At 58.1% G+C, this 17,441-nt stretch carries 11 protein-coding genes and 1 tRNA gene; 2 read left to right on the top strand and 10 right to left on the bottom strand.

Features of this window, described 5'->3' with window-relative positions:
- The first annotated feature begins 4 nt into the window (after window positions 1-4).
- Window positions 5-2,050: a protease Lon-related BREX system protein BrxL gene (gene brxL, locus ACN9MZ_RS02455; protein WP_426340740.1), complete on the top strand. Its 2,046-nt coding sequence runs from the start codon at window positions 5-7 to the stop codon at window positions 2,048-2,050.
- 352 nt (window positions 2,051-2,402) lie between these two features.
- On the opposite strand, the gene ACN9MZ_RS02450 is transcribed toward brxL, so the two are convergent.
- The 6 genes from ACN9MZ_RS02450 to ACN9MZ_RS02425 form a co-directional block, all read right to left on the bottom strand.
- Window positions 2,403-3,656 (bottom strand): DNA primase family protein, encoded by a 1,254-nt coding sequence (locus ACN9MZ_RS02450; RefSeq protein ID WP_426340739.1) that lies wholly within the window; start codon window positions 3,654-3,656, stop codon window positions 2,403-2,405.
- Between the two features lie 267 nt (window positions 3,657-3,923).
- A complete protein-coding gene (locus tag ACN9MZ_RS02445; RefSeq protein WP_426340738.1) occupies window positions 3,924-4,724 on the bottom strand; it encodes a hypothetical protein in 801 nt (266 codons plus the stop codon).
- Window positions 4,725-5,366: 642 nt separating this feature from the next.
- A complete protein-coding gene (locus tag ACN9MZ_RS02440) occupies window positions 5,367-5,861 on the bottom strand; it encodes a helix-turn-helix domain-containing protein (RefSeq protein ID WP_426340737.1) in 495 nt (164 codons plus the stop codon).
- 263 nt (window positions 5,862-6,124) lie between these two features.
- Complete coding sequence (locus ACN9MZ_RS02435) at window positions 6,125-6,346, bottom strand: helix-turn-helix transcriptional regulator (RefSeq protein ID WP_426340736.1); 222 nt, start codon at window positions 6,344-6,346, stop codon at window positions 6,125-6,127.
- Between the two features lie 47 nt (window positions 6,347-6,393).
- Window positions 6,394-7,716 carry a site-specific integrase gene (locus ACN9MZ_RS02430; RefSeq protein ID WP_426340735.1) on the bottom strand — a complete coding sequence of 441 codons (1,323 nt, stop codon included), beginning with the start codon at window positions 7,714-7,716 and terminating at the stop codon, window positions 6,394-6,396.
- Between the two features lie 174 nt (window positions 7,717-7,890).
- Window positions 7,891-7,966: transfer RNA gene (locus tag ACN9MZ_RS02425), tRNA-Arg, on the bottom strand.
- A 154-nt stretch (window positions 7,967-8,120) separates the two neighbouring features.
- Here ACN9MZ_RS02425 and ACN9MZ_RS02420 point away from each other — a divergent pair.
- Complete coding sequence (locus tag ACN9MZ_RS02420) at window positions 8,121-8,663, top strand: c-type cytochrome (protein ID WP_426167225.1); 543 nt, start codon at window positions 8,121-8,123, stop codon at window positions 8,661-8,663.
- A gap of 182 nt (window positions 8,664-8,845) precedes the next feature.
- Here ACN9MZ_RS02420 and ACN9MZ_RS02415 read toward each other — a convergent pair whose 3' ends face one another.
- The 4 genes from ACN9MZ_RS02415 to ACN9MZ_RS02400 form a co-directional block, all read right to left on the bottom strand.
- Entirely contained in the window at window positions 8,846-10,855 is a 2,010-nt protein-coding gene (locus ACN9MZ_RS02415; RefSeq protein ID WP_426340734.1) for a M13 family metallopeptidase, read from the bottom strand.
- A gap of 115 nt (window positions 10,856-10,970) precedes the next feature.
- Window positions 10,971-12,998 (bottom strand): M13 family metallopeptidase, encoded by a 2,028-nt coding sequence (locus ACN9MZ_RS02410; RefSeq protein ID WP_426340733.1) that lies wholly within the window; start codon window positions 12,996-12,998, stop codon window positions 10,971-10,973.
- A 188-nt stretch (window positions 12,999-13,186) separates the two neighbouring features.
- Window positions 13,187-15,193, bottom strand: coding sequence for a M13 family metallopeptidase (locus ACN9MZ_RS02405; RefSeq protein WP_426342854.1), 2,007 nt, complete (start codon window positions 15,191-15,193; stop codon window positions 13,187-13,189).
- 52 nt (window positions 15,194-15,245) lie between these two features.
- A complete protein-coding gene (locus ACN9MZ_RS02400) occupies window positions 15,246-17,423 on the bottom strand; it encodes a TonB-dependent receptor plug domain-containing protein (protein ID WP_426340732.1) in 2,178 nt (725 codons plus the stop codon).
- Window positions 17,424-17,441 lie beyond the last annotated feature (18 nt).

Below are 17,441 nucleotides of genomic sequence, written 5' to 3'. Positions count from 1 at the left end.
AAAGATGCAACTTGATGAATTGGACCGCAAGGCCACAAGCGCTTTCGAAGGCTACGTGGTGCGCAAAGACCTTGTGCGGACCTTCAGCCGCCAGTTTCCGGTTCCCACCTATGTAGTGGAATTCCTGCTTGGTCGCTATTGTGCGACGACTGACGAAGCCGAAATCCAGGAGGGGCTGGACATCGTACAGCGACAGTTGAGCTCTCGTACGGTCAAGGCTGGCGAGGAAGAGCTGTTCAAAGCTCGAGCCCGCGAGTCGGGCTCCGTGAAAATCATCGACATTATTACGGCGCGTCTTGACTCAAAGACCGACTCCTACGTCGCAACGTTGCCCAGCCTTCGCCTGAATGATGTTCGACTGACGCCCGAAATGGTGAAGGACAACGAGCGCATGCTTACGGGCGGCTTCTACGCCGAGGTCACGTTAGGCTACGACGCTTCAATTGCCCAAGAGAAGGGAGGCCGCCCATTTGGTGTAGACGCACTTCGTGCCATTCAGCTCTCGAAGCGCGAGGTGCTGGATGTGCTAGCCAAAGGGAGAGAGCACTTCTCGACAGCCGAATGGCGCGACCTGCTTCTACGCAGCGTCGGCTTTGAGCCAGAGACACTGCCCGAGCGCGCCAAGGATGCGCTCATGCTACGCATGGTGCCCTTCGTCGAGCGTAACTACAACCTGGTAGAACTAGGGCCACGCGGTACTGGTAAGTCACACCTGTTCCAACAAGTCTCGCCTTATGCACATTTGATTTCGGGGGGTAAAGCTACAGTAGCTCGGATGTTCGTCAACAACGCCTCTGGCCAGCGAGGCTTGGTGTGCCAATACGATGTAGTCTGCTTCGATGAGGTGTCCGGCGTGTCTTTCGACCAGAAAGATGGGGTCAACATCATGAAGGGCTATATGGAGAGCGGAGAGTTCTCTCGCGGCAAAGACAGCATTCGCGCGGACGGCTCCATTGTTTTGGTCGGCAATTTCGATGTGGACGTTGAGCACCAACAACGTATCGGCCATCTGTTTGGCCCCCTTCCACCAGAGATGCGAGACGACACTGCCTTTATGGACCGTATTCACTGCTTCTTACCGGGCTGGGATGTACCCAAACTCAGCCCGAGCCTGTTCACTGAGCACTTCGGTTTGGTGAGTGATTTTCTTTCCGAGTGCTTTACCCAACTGCGTAATCAGAGCCGCGTATCGACACTTCAAGGCCGCGTATTCTGGGGCGGGGCGCTATCTGGTCGAGACCTCAACGGCGTCAACAAAACGGTTAGCGGCCTTCTAAAGCTAATGTATCCGAGCGCAGCGATGCCGGTCAGCGACGAAGACCTGGAATGGGCCGTGCGCCTGGCGCTCGAAGTACGGCGACGCGTGAAAGAGCAGCAAAAGCGCATCGGCGCGGCAGAATTCCGCAATACCCATTTCAGCTACACGATGGGTGCTGAAGGGGTCGAGAAATTCGTTAGCACACCTGAGCTGCAAAGTCAGGGAGGAATAGGCGATGAGCCACTAGAATGTGGACAGATTTGGGCACTTAGTCCAGGTGGCCAAGACGAACATCCTGGACTATTCCGACTTGAGGCCACAGAGGGGCCAGGTAGCGGTGTCCGTGTCCTTAACAACCCGGCACCAGGGCCCTTTAAGGAATCGATTCGCTATGCCGAGCAAAATCTCTATGCCCGAGCGCAGCAACTTGTGGGGGACCGAGACCCGCGTTCACATGAATTCTCGGTCCAACTTCGGGGCTTCGATGCTGCAAAGTCGGGCGCCAAAACTGGTGTAGCTGCGCTTATCGCGCTGGCCAGTGCACTTTTGAAAAAGTCAGTTCGTGGTGGATTGGTAGTAGTTGGGGAGGTCACGCTAGGGGGTACTATCGAACCTATTCACAACGCAGTAACTTTGGCTGAGATAGCCGTTGAAAAAGGCGCGAAGTCATTGCTATTGCCAGTGTCGTGCCGTAAGCAGCTATTTGATTTATCAGATGAAATGGCGACCAAGCTGGACGTCGAGTTCTATCAAGATGGTCGCGATGCGCTATTAAAAGCGCTTACAGAGTAGCGCTGAGTTTCACCGTTACCATAGATTCGAGTCGGTATAAGAGGCTGAAACGGAACTGGGCGACACGAATGCGAGCCCTGGTTGCAAGCTTGGGGTGTGGGGAGCGCAGCATCCCCACATACCACGTCGGCTGGTCACGAAAGAGGCTAAGGGCGTTGGGAGTTTTTTTAGTGACCAGCCAGACCGGATGTTTTTGGAAAGTTTTCTCTACCTTCCTCTTATGCTCTTTTTTCCGAACAGAATAGAAGAAGTACAATGGCGAAAGTTCCTCGAGATTGCCGGTCAGTCTGGTCACATAAAAAACCACCGCCAATAGGCGATGGTTTTGCGACCAGGGTTCGCGGTCAGCCGGTCACAGTTTGACGTTGCATGTCCGGATGCGTTTTCCATCAGAGAACATGCGCCCCTCAGAGACCATCCCAATAGAATCCGGTAGTCGCTTCCAAAATTTTGGCGATGCGACAGCTGCCATTCCATTCTGCCGGCACCAGGTGAAGTAGTTTAGGTAAACGTCAACCTTTGGCGTATCAACTGTTGTGGTGCGCTCGATGGTGAGGTCTTGGCACCAGGCTTGCACGGAGTTCGTTTCTGTTCGTGCAGCCTGAGTTGCACCTTGTATGACGGCAGGAACGTTGGGGTCAAATCGTCCCCTGGCAAGCAAGCGCTCCAGTCCCCGAAGTGCCCAGTTCAAAACGCCAGACAGCTCACCAGTGATAATACGTTTTGCTAATAACGGGTTCCGCTCATTTTCTGGAATCTCGACAGGGAACGGGACAATATCAAAGCGCCGCCAGAATCCTGTGGACTGGTCAGTCACCGTTGGAATGTGGTTAGCAAGAATCAGCCATTTTCCGTTCACGCGAGTGGTAATCGGGTCACGATATTTTCGGTCAATCTGGACGATTTCGCCCGCAATCAGGGACTTCATTGCTTGCTCGTTGATGTTCCGATATGGAGCTTCATCGCAGTAAATTAGGGAGGCACCAACCAAGCTTGTTAAGCGGAAACCTTCAAGTGCATCCAATTGGATAGCGGCGGTGCGTTCGTGCAGGGCCTGGACGATGTTAGCCAAGGTGCCCTTCCCATTGGCTCCTGAACCGAGCCAAATCTGAGCCCGCTGGAATCGCGCGTCTGGGAGTAGCGTGTAGCCGATATATTCCTGGACTCTGTCACGGACGGACACGTCTGGCAGGATGCGCTCAAGCAGACAATTAAACTCTTTCGGAATGGGTGCATCTGGAGCATAGTCGCACGCCAAGACGTACCGTAGCCCCAAGGATTTATCGTGAGGCCTTAAATGCAGGCAGCCGTCATAATGTAAATAGCCGTTCTGGACTGGGATTGCACTCAGTTCCTTCGGCTCCTTTAACTTTGGGAGCCAGAGGAGTGCGGTTTGGTAAGCGCAGCGGGCATTTGCGGCATGCACAGTGCCGGCTTCGTTATCCGCAATCCACTTTAACGCATTGCGCTCAGCCTCCAATTCATCGATGGAGCTCCAATGTGTACCGGTCCATTCGCAAATTAGGTTGCTATCCGAAGCGAATCTTTCCGATGCTTTCAGCTCTTCTGCATATCGGACGGGTTCAAAGGGGGCGCGACGGCTCATGCTGGCACCCGTGCGGAAGTGTTAAATTGGTGAGCACCCAATTGAATCAAGGCCACCAAATTTCTTAATAAGATGTTAGAGATAGCCGGTCGGGATTCCTGTGGCTTGGCGGTGCATTGGGCAAGGGTGGTGCTGAATTGGTTCATGTGTACGATAAGGCTGTAAGCAGTCACATGACTGCATACAGTATAAGCAAGCAAGACCTGCATGATTTGAATGTTGCAGGTCTTTTTACTTCCCTCACCTACGGCTAGCGGTACGTGTCCTCTAGAACTTGACGGGCATAAGCTCCAACGTCCCGCTGTCCAGAGCAAATACCTTCACCTTTTTCGTGAGAAGGACCGCATCCCACTCTTTCACTTGACGTGGCCATCCAGAATCAGGGGCATGGGTCAATGCCTTGCGCAGGCGCTGGCCGATTGTTTTCGCTCCGGGTGTTGTAATGACGAAGTGGATTTCGGCAATGCGCCTGTCGATTGCCATTCGACGCATGCTAGCAACGGCTTTCGCCACATCTTTTTCGCTGCGAGGGCTATTCTCGACCTCGACCCAGATTAGCCCGTCGGGACATTCAAACAGGACGTCGGGAATTTTATGCAGCGTCTGCTCGTTGTAGCGGTATGCGATAAAGTCCAATGGCGACAGCCCAGCCCGAATCTCCAGTTCAGACCATGCACACCTGTCAAGTGATAGACCGACTCTGGCGGCATAGACGGAATTGCACGCAGTACGATGGCTGTGTGCATGCCGCAGCCAGTCTCTGGCGTGCGTCTTCGCTTCTTCACCGTCTTTATGTGGCAATGGCTCGTCAAGTTCGGCCAGCCACCTAGCGCCCGATTTGGTAACCGCGACCAGCATCTCTCCGTTTATGCTGTCACCGTTCCGACGACTAACGATGTAGCCGTGTGCAAGAAGCCAACGCAAAGTCCTGCCGGCCATTTTGCGGCTGCTCTCATCGCAACCTCGCCAAACAATTTTTGCCACCTGGCGTGTTGTCGCATAGCCGAGATGCGACAGCGCGCGCAGCACCAATGTACGGTACTGCATTCCTAGTTCACGTTTGTTCATATTGCGTTCCAGAGTTGATGTAACTCCGTATAGCTCCGCCGGTGGGAATATTGAAATCCCCAAGGTGGGTAAGGTCTCCGACCTTACACTTCGCCCACTAAGTGGGCTGCGCGGGGAGATAAATCTCCCCTTGCGGACGGGCGATTCGGACTTAACGGGCTGGACGCCCTATCCGAATCTTGGTGCTGGTGCACCACCGTCCTGCGGCCCCTCGCGCGCTCGGGCAAATGCCAACTTCCGGCGCTCCACCAATGGTGTCGCGGTCCTGCGGACTCGCCGCCCTCCCCATCCGCCGTCGAGCCGGCAGCGGGGGCCCGGGTCGGTGCCCGGCAGTCTGCATTTGCCCGAGTGCCTCGGGGCCGTGGGACTTTCGTCCCCCCGTAGCCAGGTCGGCGCCGGGGCGCCTAGCGGTCCAGGACCGCTCCACTGTCTCCGGCTCCCCCCTTAATTGCATGCTTGGCCGTGGGCGGCCAAGCACTACTCCGCGCGAGAGCGCTCCGTAGCCCTCCGGGTGCTCCTTCGGCGCTGGGGCGCCTGCGCGTGCTTCGGCCTCTCGGCCTGGCACTTGCTCTCTCAGCTTTACATTCTCTCCTCATCGCTAGGAATCGCGCATTCAAGCCCGATTCCTAGCGATACCCCTCCTCAGTCTAGCGAGGTAATCTCATTCAACTTCCGAGTGAGCTCATCGTCCGAAGCGATGAAGTCAACGTCTTTATCCAACCCCAGCACGCGCAATGCCCGAAGGTAGGTACCAATGGCGATTGACGGGTTCCCCTTTTCCATTCGACTTAGTGTCTCGCGCGATACCCCCATCCTCTCGGCAAATATGACCGTCGAAATCTTACGGCGGCATCGAGCCAAGCGCATCCGCTCGCCTAAGTTAGCGAGTTGCTTTAGAGCTCTGTGAAGTCCCGGAGGAGTATCCGCGTGGATTGAGGATTCCAACATGTCTTTGCATTGGTGCAGTTGCACCTCAGCTTCTTGCAACTTCGATTCAGCCACAAGTGCGCGCTGCCGAAACTGCGCGGCATCGCGCAACAGCTCGGATATTCGGTACCAGTATTGCGCTCCCAAATCTCCATCTTCAAGCTGCAGTTGATGAATCTTTTTTAATGCCAATTCCAAGTCGATTTCCATATTTTTGAGTCGTTGCGGAAGACCTGCAGAGCTTACCAAGCTCCACCAAAACTATCAATTGTTCCGCAAAATCAATGAGTTACGTATACTTAGAAATAGGTTGTTTGTCGAGCGCCGAGCGAAAGGGATGGTTCACGCATCAAAAACTCTCGCGTTTCAGCCGGAACGCACAGGGCCAAGTACTAGAAATCCCTGGTCCTCGCGGGCCAGGGATTTCTAGCATTCAAAATGAACCAAATTCGCAGCCGGTGATACTGAAATCCCTAGGCCAATCGAATCTTGCGTGGACGGCCTCGCTTTGCAGGTTGGTGGGTTGCCACAGGGGGTGCGGAAGAGGCCAGGCTGCGTCGTAATTCCTCTTCGTCCCAGAGCAAGGTTCCGCCGACCTTCCGCGGGCTCGCAATTGCGCCTTGCTGCATATAGGTCGTAATGGTGCGGACCGACACGCGTAACAGTTCCGCTACTTCCTTCTTCCTCAGGTACATACCTTCTCCTTAAATGGGAGTATAGGCAGAAGGTTGTGTAATGGCACTTAAAGCGAAGGCGCCATGTTAATGGCGGCGGGAAGCTCCGCAAGGCGTGATGCCATCGCACCGGGATTCAGGCGCAAGTAGTGCTTTTCCAATGTACGAATATCGGTGTGCCCGGAAAACAGCACGACTTCGTGCACAGTCAAGCGACACGATTCAACGAGGCGGCTGATGGCTTCGCGCCGACAGTCGTGGAGGCGCGCATCAAAGATTTCAGCTTTGTCGGCCGCCTTCCTCCAGGCGTTCGTGATATCTGCGGCTCTAACCGGGAAAATTGCCCCATGCTTTTTCGGCTGGAGGTCCTGTAGGATTTTGATAGCGCCAGGGAGCAACGGAACATCTCGTGTATGGACTTTGGATTTTACGAATCCAGGTTCATGAAGTCGAACAACCTTCCTGGTGAAATCAACGTCGGCCCATTTCAAAGAAACGATTTCCCCCCGTCGCAACGACGTGAGCACTGCGAAAAGAATCGCTGCTTTCACCGTCTTGTTTTCAGTGGTGCTGAAGATTTCCACTAGCTCTTCATCCGTTACTCGGCGACTGCGAGGGTCCGCCGCTTTGGGAAGCTCCCTCTGCATCAATTCTTGGCTCCCCCACCATCCACCCCATGTTGGCCACAAATTCTCGTTCTTCAGGTATTTCGTCACCGCACGGCGAAAAAGCACGAGTTCATGGCGAACGGATTGCGTACTAACCGGATAAATGGGCTGTTTCGGCAATTTAGTTCGAGGATTCTTGGCTTTAGAATTCTTGCGATAGTAGCGCTGATGTTTTGTCAGCGGCTGCTCGTCGTTTCGGGCAGTCATCGCGGCGGTGCGATTCGGCGCACGGCCTGAACCGTACTTACCGGCCAGCCGGTCGTTCTCCCATTTCGAGAGCACTTGCTTGTCTAATTCGCCAATCGTGCGCTCGCCAAAACACTTGCGCAAAAGTGCGAGCCGGGAAGCTTCAGTATCTTTGCCAGCCAGTTTTGGGAGCTCATCTTTTTCAAACCAATCGAAAACATCCGACAGTTTGATATTGGCTGGCGATGCTAGCGAATTGGCGAAAGCGATGCCGACTGGTGAAGGATAGCCGACTGGGGAAGGATGGCCGACTGGAGAAAGATGGACGAATGCTGAAGGATAGACCGCTTTGGCTACGCCATCGCGGGCTTCCAAAAATTCTAGTTTTCGGCGGCGCGCCCATATGGTCCCCTCTTTCTCAGTTGAGAAAGTTGCAGAATCTTTAAGGGGATGGACTTTAACCTGGAATCGGAACGCTCCACTACGCACTTCAACGTAGATATGCTTCTCGAGGGTGTAATTTTGCTTTTTTGACACGACGTAACTCCATTCAAGTTTAGGAGTTACGGTATAGGCGCAAACAGCATGCAAAATGGCTGCAAACTGCCTGCAAGTTAACTCGGGGAGCGATTATTTTTCCCCAAATTTTTCCCCAAAATCAGACTAACTGACCTGTCCAAGAGGAAAACTCCCTTGAAACCCGGTAGTTATTGGCGCGGCTGGCTGGAATCGAACCAGCGACCCTCGGCTTCGGAGGCCGATACTCTATCCACTGAGCTACAGCCGCTTTGCTGATGCTGAAGAGACACGAAGGATAGCCGGAAATCCATTCCATAGCTAGGGGTTTCCGTCTATAATCGCAGGTTTGACGAGGGCGCGGCATTAAAAATGCCAAAAAGATAACCCTCCAGCAGCTTTCGAAAAACTGTCCTAAGGAAATCATGAGCCACGAATCCGCTATCAGAACGCCTAAGCAGCTGGTCGCTGCCGTTGTAGGTTTCTTCGCCGTTACCATCATTGGCATCGTTTTGCTGGTGCAGTTTGTGACCCAGGAAAAACTGACTGGCGCGGGTTCGGAAAGCCAGAGCGCGGAAGCTGTTGCGGCTCGCCTGAAGCCTGTTGCGGATAACGGCTTTACCCTGAAAGACGTGAACGCGCCTAAAGTGCTGCAGACCGGCGAGGCGGTTTATACCGCGACTTGCGCGGCTTGCCACGCTTCGGGCGCTGCTGGTGCACCTAAGGTGGGCGATAACGGCGCTTGGGGTGCTCGTATTGCTCAGGGTTATGACACTGTTGTGAAGCACGCTCTGGAAGGCCTGCGTGCGATGCCTGCCAAGGGCGGCAACCCCGACCTGGATGATGTGGAAGTGGCGCGCGCTGTTGTGTTCATGGCGAATAAGTCTGGTGGCAAGTTCAAGGAGCCTGAGGTGAAGCAGGCTGCTCCGGCTGCTGAGGCGCCGGCTGCGGAGCCTGGCAAGGGCTGAGCTCTTTCTCCCGCGTATAAAAAAACCGCTCCGATGGAGCGGTTTTTTTTTGCCTTTTGAACCGGTAAACCTGGGTCTGACCCAAGGGTCAGACCCGTCTTTGCTGCGGCTGGTGGTGTTGGTTTAAGGCTTTTGACTTGTTGCGAAAGTCAAAGGCGCACAACCTGACCCGCTCTACCGGTTTACCAGATGATCACGCGCTCTTTCGGCGCGAGATACATCTTGTCGCCCTGCTTCACGCCGAACGCGTCGTAGAAGCCCGGCTGGTTGCGCAGGCTGCCGTTGGCGCGGAATTCTTCGGGCGAGTGCGGGTCGGTGGTGACCTGACGGATCAGCGCCGCTTCACGCGACTTGGCGCGCCAAGCCTGCGCCCAGCCTTGGTAGAAACGCTGTTCGCCAGTAAAGCCGTCGATCAGCGGCGCTGGCTTGCCGCCCAGCGACAGCTTGTAGGCCTTGTACGCGATCGCCAGGCCGGAGTTATCGGCGATGTTCTCGCCCAGCGTCAGCTCGCCATTCACCTTGTACCCTTTGACCGGGCTGAAGGCGCCATACTGCTTGACCAGCATCTGCGTCTTGGCCTTGAAATTGGCGTGATCGCGCTTGGTCCACCAGTCGCGCAGGTTGCCGTCGCCGTCGTATTGCGCGCCCTGGTCGTCGAAACCGTGCGAGATCTCGTGGCCGATCACGGCGCCGATGGCGCCGTAGTTGACTGCGTCGTCGGCGTTGGCGTCGAAGAACGGCGGCTGCAGGATGGCGGCCGGGAATACGATCTCATTCAGCTCAGGGTTGTAGTAGGCGTTGACGGTTTGCGGCGTCATGCCCCATTCGTCGCGGTCGATTGGCTTGCCTAGCTTGTCCAGTTCCTTCTGCACCGCGAACTCGGTGGCGCGATTCACGTTGCCAACCAGGTCGTTGCGGTCGATGGTCAGGGCGCTGTAGTCGCGCCATTTGTTCGGGTAGCCGATTTTCGGCGTGAACTTGGCCAGCTTGGCCTGCGCTTCGTTCTTGGTCTTGGCGCTCATCCAGGGCAGCTTGTCGATGCTGTCCTTGTAGGCCGACAGCAGGTTCTTCACCAGTTCTTCCATGCGCGCCTTGTTGGCGGCCGGGAAGTGCTGCTCCACGTAGACCTTGCCGATGCTTTCGCCAAGCGCGTTTTCGGTGGCGGTGACGCCACGCTTCCAGCGCGGGCGATTCTCGGTGGCGCCGCCCAGCTGCTTGCCGTAGAACTCGAAGTTGGTTTCAACGAAGTCCTTGGACAGGAATGGCGCGTTGGCGCGGATGACGTTCCAGGCGAAGTAGGGCTTGAGGGTGTCGAGCGGGGTTTCGGCCAGCAGCTTGTCCAGCGCTTTCAGGTAGCTTGGCTGGCTGACGATCACGTATTCGACCTTGCCGGCGATGCCCAGGCCGGTCAGGTAGGCGTTCCAGTCATAGTGCGGCATCAGTTCGCCCAGCTTGGCGACCGCCACCTTGTTGTAGGCCTTGACCGGGTCGCGCAGCTCGACCTTGGTCCAGTGCAGTTGTGCGATCCTGGTTTCGAAGTCGACGATGGATTTGGCGTTGGCGGCGGCGTTGGTGTCGCCGGCCAGCGCCAGCATTTTTTCGACGGTGACCCGGTATTTGGCCAGCGTTTCAGCCATCTTGGCGTCGTCTTTTTTCAGGTAGTAGTCGCGGTCTGGCATGCCAAGGCCGGATTGCGCGAAGTCCACTACGTATTTGGTGGAGTCCTTGTTGTCCTGGTGGATGCCCATATCCATTGGCGCCGCGAAGTTGCGGCGGTTGTGGTACGCGAACAGGGCTGGCAGTTCCTTCTTGTCGCTCAAGGCGGCGATGCGGGCCAGTTCGGGCTGGATGGGGGCTACGCCCAGTTGTTCCAGGCGCGCTTCGTCCATGAAGGCGGCGTAGAAGTCTCCGATGCGTTTCTTGTCGGCGGTGTCGGCGCTTTGGGCGCTGTCTTCGATGATCTTGCGCAGTTGCGGCTGGATGTCTTCGAACAGTTTTTCGAAGACGCCCCAGCTGGACATTTCGGCGGGGATTTCGGCTGTGGCCAGCCATTTGCCGTTCAGGTGCTTGAAGAAGTCGTCCTGGGCGCGGATGGCGGGGTCGACGTATTGGAGTTCGATGCCGGATTTGTCGGCGGCGCTGGCGGTGAGGCACAGGAACGCGGCGGCGGCGGCGAGCAGGTGTTTTTTCATTTTGGGGTCCATTAAAACCGGCAAACCGGCGTCAGGCCCGGAGGGTCTGACACCCGATACGCGGCGGTTGCGTGCGAGTGTCAGGCACTTGTGCCTGACACTGGTTTACCGGTTTTTACCAGATGATCGCGCGGTCTTTTGGCGCGAGGTACAGCTTGTCGCCGTCCTTCAGGCCGAAGGCTTCATAGAAGCCTGGCTGGTTGCGCAGGGTGCCGTTGGTGCGGAATGGGCCTGGCGAGTGCGGGTCGGCCTTGATGCGGGAGATCAGCGCGGCGTCGCGGTACTTGGTGCGCCATACCTGCGCCCAGCCCATGTAAAAGCGCTGGTCGCCGCTGAAGCCGTCGATCACAGGCGCTTTCTTGCCTTTCAACGACAGCTTGTAGGCCTTGTAGGCCACGGCCAGGCCGGAGTTGTCGCCGATGTTTTCGCCCAGCGTCAGTTCGCCATTGACCTTGTAGCCTGGCAGGGCTTCGAATTCGCCGTACTGCTTGACCAGGATGCCGGTGCGCTCCTTGAAGCGCTTGCCGTCTTCTTCGGTCCACCAGTTGCGCAGGTTGCCGTCGCCGTCGAACTGCGAACCCTGGTCGTCAAAGCCGTGCGAGATTTCGTGGCCGATCACGGCGCCAATGCCGCCGTAGTTGACCGCGTCGTCAGCCTTCATGTCGAAGAATGGCGGCTGCAGGATGGCGGCCGGGAACACGATCTCGTTCATCTCCGGGTTGTAGTAGGCGTTGATCTGCTGCGGTGGCATCAGCCATTCGTCGCGGTCGATCGGCTTGCCCAGCTTGTTCACATTGCGCTCGTGTTCGAACTGGCTGGAACGGATCACGTTGCCTACCAGGTCGTCGCGCTTGATTTCCAGCGCGCTGTAGTCGCGCCACTTGTTCGGATAGCCGATCTTGGTGGTGAACTTGGCCAGCTTGGCGTGGGCTTCCTTGCGGGTCTCAGGGCTCATCCACTCCAGCGTGTCGATGCTTTGCTTGAAGGCCAGCAGCAGGTTCTTCACCAGTTGTTCCATGCGGGCCTTGGCTTCCGGCGGGAAGTGCTTGGCAACGTACAGCTTGCCGACCGCTTCGCCCATCGAGCCTTCGGTCAGGGATACGGCGCGCTTCCAGCGTGGGCGCAGTTCGGTGGCGCCGCTCAGGGTGGTGCCGTAGAAGGAGAAGTTTTCGTCAACGAAGGCTTTGGACAGCTCTGGCGACAGGGTCGCCAGCAGACGGTAGTCCATATAGGCCTTCCAGTCTTCCAACGGCACTTCGGCGATGACCTTGTCCAGCGCCTGCAGGTAGGTCGGCTGGCTGACGATCACGTCCTTCACCTTGCCGTTGATATGCACGCCTTCGAACCAGGTGTCGAAGTCGAAGCCTGGCATCAGCTCTTTCAGCTTTGCGATTTCGTATTTGTTGTATGCCTTGACCGGATCGCGCAGTTCGACCTTGGTCCACTGGATCTGGGCGATGCGGGTTTCGACGTTGACCACGGCTTTGGCTGTAGCGGCGGCATTCTTGTCGCCTGCCAGTGCCATCATTTTGGCGACGTGCGTTTCGAACTTGGCCAGGGTATCGGCCAGCTTGGCGTCGTCTTTTTTCAGGTAGTAGTCGCGGTCAGGCATCGACAGGCCGGATTGGGACAGGTCGGCCACGTAGCGGGTCGAGTCCTTGTTGTCCTGGTGGATGCCGACGTCGAACGGGCTGCTTACGCCCATGCGAGAGAAGTGCGCGAATTGGGCGGCCAGTTGCTTCTTGTCGTTCAGGGCTGCGATGCGGGCGCGTTCGCCGGCCAGCGGGGTCAGGCCCAATTGCTCGGCGCGGGCTTCGTCCATCATGGCGGCGTACATGTCGCCTACGCGCTTGGCGTCGGCGTTGCCACCTTTGGCGGCGGCTTCTTCGATCAGGGTGCGCAGTTGTGCCTGGACGTTGTCGGACAGTTGCACGAAGGTGCCCCAGGTGGAGCGTTCGGCCGGGATCTCGGTGTTCTTCAGCCAGGTGCCGTTCTGGTGCTGGTAGAAGTCGTCCTGGGCGCGGACTGCTTTGTCCATGTTGCCGGCTTCGATGCCGGATTTTTGTGCAGGCTTGCCGGCCGCGATAGCGGCGTTTGCAGCGAAGAGGCCGATGATGACGGCACTCAGGATCTTGCGTTTCAAGGTTACCCTCCTAGGTAGATGTGACGGTATCGCGCGACTCTAGCACGCCGTAGCGGAACGTTGAAAGAAAAGCCACGCTTGAGCGTGGCTTTTTTCCAAAAACCGGTAAACCTGGGTCAGACCCAAGCCGGATGGCCGTCCCGTCAGACCCTGTCTACTCAATGGCCTGTGGCTTCGGCAACCGGGTATTACCAGATGATGATGCGGTCTTCCGGCTTCACGTACATCTTGTCGCCTTCCTTCACGCCGAAGGCTTCGTAGAAGACGGGCTGGTTGACCACCGTGCCGTTGGCGCGGAAGCGGCCGGCGGAGTGCGGGTCGGTCTTGATCTGCACAATCGCCTGCTGCTCGCGCATCTTGGTGCGCCACACCTGGCCGAAGCCCATGAACACGCGCTGTTCGCCGGTCAGGCCGTCGATCACTGGCGAGGTCTTGCCGCCGAGGGAGATCTTGTACGCCTTGTACGCAATCGCCAGGCCTGAGTTGTCGGCAATGTTCTCGCCCAGGGTCAGCTTGCCGTTGATGTTATAGCCAGGCACCGGCTCGTAGGAGCTGTACTGCTTGACCATGGCTTCCGCCTTGACCTTGAAGGCGGCGCGGTCGGCGGCAGTCCACCAGTCGCGCAGGTTGCCGTCGCCGTCGTATTGCGAGCCCGAATCGTCGAAGCCGTGCGAGATTTCGTGGCCGATCACGGCGCCGATCGCGCCGTAGTTGACCGCGTCGTCAGCCTTCATGTCGAAGAACGGCGGCTGCAGGATCGCGGCAGGGAACACGATTTCGTTGGCGGTCGCGCGATAGTAGGCATTGATGGTCTGCGGCGTCATGCCCCACTCTTCCTTGTCGATCGGCTTGCCCAGCTTCTCCAGGTTGCGGTTGTAGGCGAAATCGGCGGCACGGCCCAGGTTGCCGATCAGGTCACCCTCCTTGAACTGCAGCTTCCTGTAGTCGCGCCATTTGTTCGGGTAGCCGATCTTCGGGGTGAACTTGGCCAGCTTGTCCTGCGCCTGCTTCTTGGTCTCAGCGCCCATCCAGTCGATGCTGTCGATGCTCTGCTTGTAGGCCACCAGCAGGTTCTTCACCAGTTCTTCCATGCGCGCCTTGCGCTCGGCCGGGAAGTACTTGGCCACGTACAGCTTGCCCATGCCTTCCCCGATCGAGGCTTCCACCACACCGATGCCGCGCTTCCAGCGTGGCTGCTGCTCAGTCACGCCGGTCAGCACGGTGCCGTAGAAGGCGAAATTGGCCTGGTCGAAATCCTTCGACAGGTATGGCGAAGCATCGCGCAGCAGTTGCCATTCAAAGTAGGCCTTCCAGGTTTCCAGCGGGGTGCTTTCAACCAGCTTGGCGAACTCGGTCATGTAGCTTGGCTGTGCCACGATCACGGTATCGGTCTTGGCGGCGATGCCGGTAGCACCCAGGGATGCCTTCCAGTCGTAGCCTGGCGCGATCTCAGCCAGCTTGCTGATTTCCATCTTGTTGTAGCGCTTGACCGGGTCGCGGTTGTCGACGCGCGACCATTGCGCCTTCGCCAGCTCGGTTTCCAGTGCCACGATGGCCTTGGCTTTTTCAGCGCCATTCTTGTTGCCGGCCAGGCCGAGGATCTTGGCCACGTGCAGCTCGTACTGGGCCAGTGCGTCCGCCATCTTGGCGTCGTCTTTCTTCAGGTAGTACTCGCGGTCGGGCAGGCCCAAGCCGGACTGGCCCATGTGGGCGGCGTACTGGGTTGAGTTGCGCGCGTCCTGGCTGACGTACACGCCGTATGGCGCCGGCACGCCGCTCTTGTTGAAGTGGGCGATCAGCGCAGGAATGCCTTTCTTGTCTTTCAGGCCGCGGATCCTGGACAGCTCGCCGGCCAGCGGCTTGGCGCCCAGCTTTTCCAGCTTGGCTTCGTCCATGTAGGAAGCGTACAGCGCGGCGATCTTGGCGTCGTCGCCTTTCAGGCCTTTCTGGCCCTGCAGGCCCTGGATCAAGTCGCGCAGCTGGAACAGGGTGTCGTCGCGCAGCTTGGCGAAGGAGCCCCAGCTCGACTTGTCGGCCGGGATCTCGGTGGTCCTCAGCCAGCCGCCGTTCAAGTGTTCGAAGAAGTCGTCCTGGGCACGCACGTTCTTGTCGATGTACTGCGTGTCGATGCCGGAAGTCGGTGCCGAAGTGTGCTCGTGGCCTTCGTGGCCGCCTGCGTGGGCGAATGCCGCCATCAGGCTCAGGGTAATGGTGCTCAGGATGTGTCGTTTCACTCTCTTTGTCCCTTTAGAATTTGGTTTCAAGTCGAACGCTCCACTGGGTATAGGTGGGGTTCAGCGTGGCTCCTTTTACGGCGAGCCCATTTGCATTGACCAGGTTGTACCCGGTTGCATCATCCGCCAGCAGGCTGTTGGCGCTGATTCGGATCTGCGTGCGGCTGTCGAAACGCCACAGCGCATACATGTCCAGCACGCGTTTGCGGCTGGTTTCCACTACTTGCTTGTCGCTCGCCCGGGTGCGGATGGCCGGCGTCCAGTTGTAGCTTGTGCCAAGCGTGAGCGGGATGTCTTTCAGGCGGTAGTCCATGCCCAGGTTGGCCGTCTGTTTTGCTTGCTGGTCAAGGCGGTTGTCAGGCCCTGGGATGCCGTCGACTTTCGACCAGAAATGGCTGTAGTTGCCGCGGAAGTCAATCTGCGGCGCATTGTCCATCAGCTCGGACAACGCGAACTTGACTTCCAGTTCGATGCCGCTGGTGCGCGCATGGCCGATGTTGGCCGGCGAAGAAACCCAGCGCTGGCCAAGCTCGGTTTGCTGCAGCGTGAGTTCGCGGCGAATCAAGTTGTCGATCTTGCGCACGAAACCACTGACGCTGACGATGCCGCTGCGGCCAAGGTAGTGTTCATACGCGAGATCGAGGCCGGTGGCCAGTTCCGGCTTCAGGTTCGGGTTGCCGGTACGGTCAGGGCTGGTGGCGCTGTTCAGGCGCGAGAGGAACGGCGCGGCGATCAGGTCCTGCACATTAGGCGACTTGTAGCTCTTGGTCAGGCTGGCGCGCACCTGGTCTTTTTCGTGGCCGGGGATTTTCCAGACTGCGTGCAGCAAGGGGCTGAAGACCTTGCTGGTGTTGCTGATGGTACCGCTGCTGCGGTCGGACGTGGTGCGGATGCCTTCCCAGCGCGCGCCGACATAGGCCGACCATTGCGGCGTAATGTCCCATTCGTCTTGCGCGAACAAGGCGGCGCGGCGGGTGTCTGCGGTCAGGTTGTCGCCGGAATCGGCGAATTGCGCGTTGCCGTTCCTGTCCAGCGAGACGCGCACCTGCTCGCGGTGGCTGGCTTCCAGGTCCCAGCCGGCGGCCAGCAAATGGCCGGCGCCGATTGGGGCGGTGTATTTGCCGCCGGTGTTGAGGCTCTTGTCCCTGGTGTCGTCGGTATCGGTAAAGCGGTCCAGCAGCGTGCCTTGCGTGTCGTACTGGTAGCGCAGCGAATCGCTGTCACGCTTGCCCAGGCCGAAGCCGAACTTCACATCGAGCTTGCTGGCGCCCTGCAGGCGGTGCACCCAATTGCCGAAACCACGCAGGAAAGTGACGTCGCCATCGCTGGCCTGCTGCGCCAGGTTGTACTCCGGCGGCTGGCTGCCGACCGGCTGCGACAGGTTGGTCTGCGCCGCGCTATGCGACTTCTGGTGCATCAGGAAGGTCTGGAAGTTCAGCGCGTCGCCGTTCCCGAACTTGTACGAGAAGCGCGGCGTCAGGTGCAGGCCCTTGGTGCTGCCGGCGCTTTCGCTTTCAAGGAACTGCTCCTTGGCCAGGTCGCCGTCGGCTTCGACTTCCGTGTTGTGGGTGCGGGTGCTGTCATGCTGGCGGTTGACATTGACCGAGGCCGACAAAGTGTAATTCAGGGCGCCCGACTTGCCGGGTGCTGTCACCGACAGCTCCGGCGAATGCCGGCCCTGCTCCAGGCGGTCGGAGGCTTTCACCTGGACGTCGCGCATCTGGTAGCCATCGCGCAACACGATGTTGATGGTGCCGGCGATGGCACGGGTGCTGTGTTCGGCCACCGGGCCGCGCATGACTTCGATGCGCTCGACCTGGTCAGGAGACAGCGATTCCATTGAGAAGCCGGCTGGCGGGCGTTCGCCATTCACCAGCACCTGGGTATAGCCGCTGCCCAGGCCGCGCATGCGTACCTCGCCGCCGCGGCCGGCGCGGCCACCGAGTGTGATGCCCGGCAGGCGCTTCAAGACGTCGCCGATAGTGCTGTCGCCGTTGCGGTCCAGTTCTTCGCGGCCGAACACTTGCTTGCCCGCCGTGGAATTGCGGCGTTCGGTCATATCGTCCTGGCGGCCGCCGCTGATGGTTACCTGGGGGATGACTTTATCAGCAGCTTTGACGGCTTCCTGCTGGGCTGAGGCACCGGTGGCCGCTCCCAGGGTGACCAGGGCGAAAGGGATCAACTTCTTCATGAGTGGGCAACGTTACGC

It is taken from the genome of Pseudoduganella sp. S-14 (genome assembly GCF_049913285.1).
Classification (GTDB): Bacteria; Pseudomonadota; Gammaproteobacteria; order Burkholderiales; family Burkholderiaceae_D; genus Rugamonas.
This window is presented reverse-complemented; position numbering and strand designations above follow the sequence as displayed.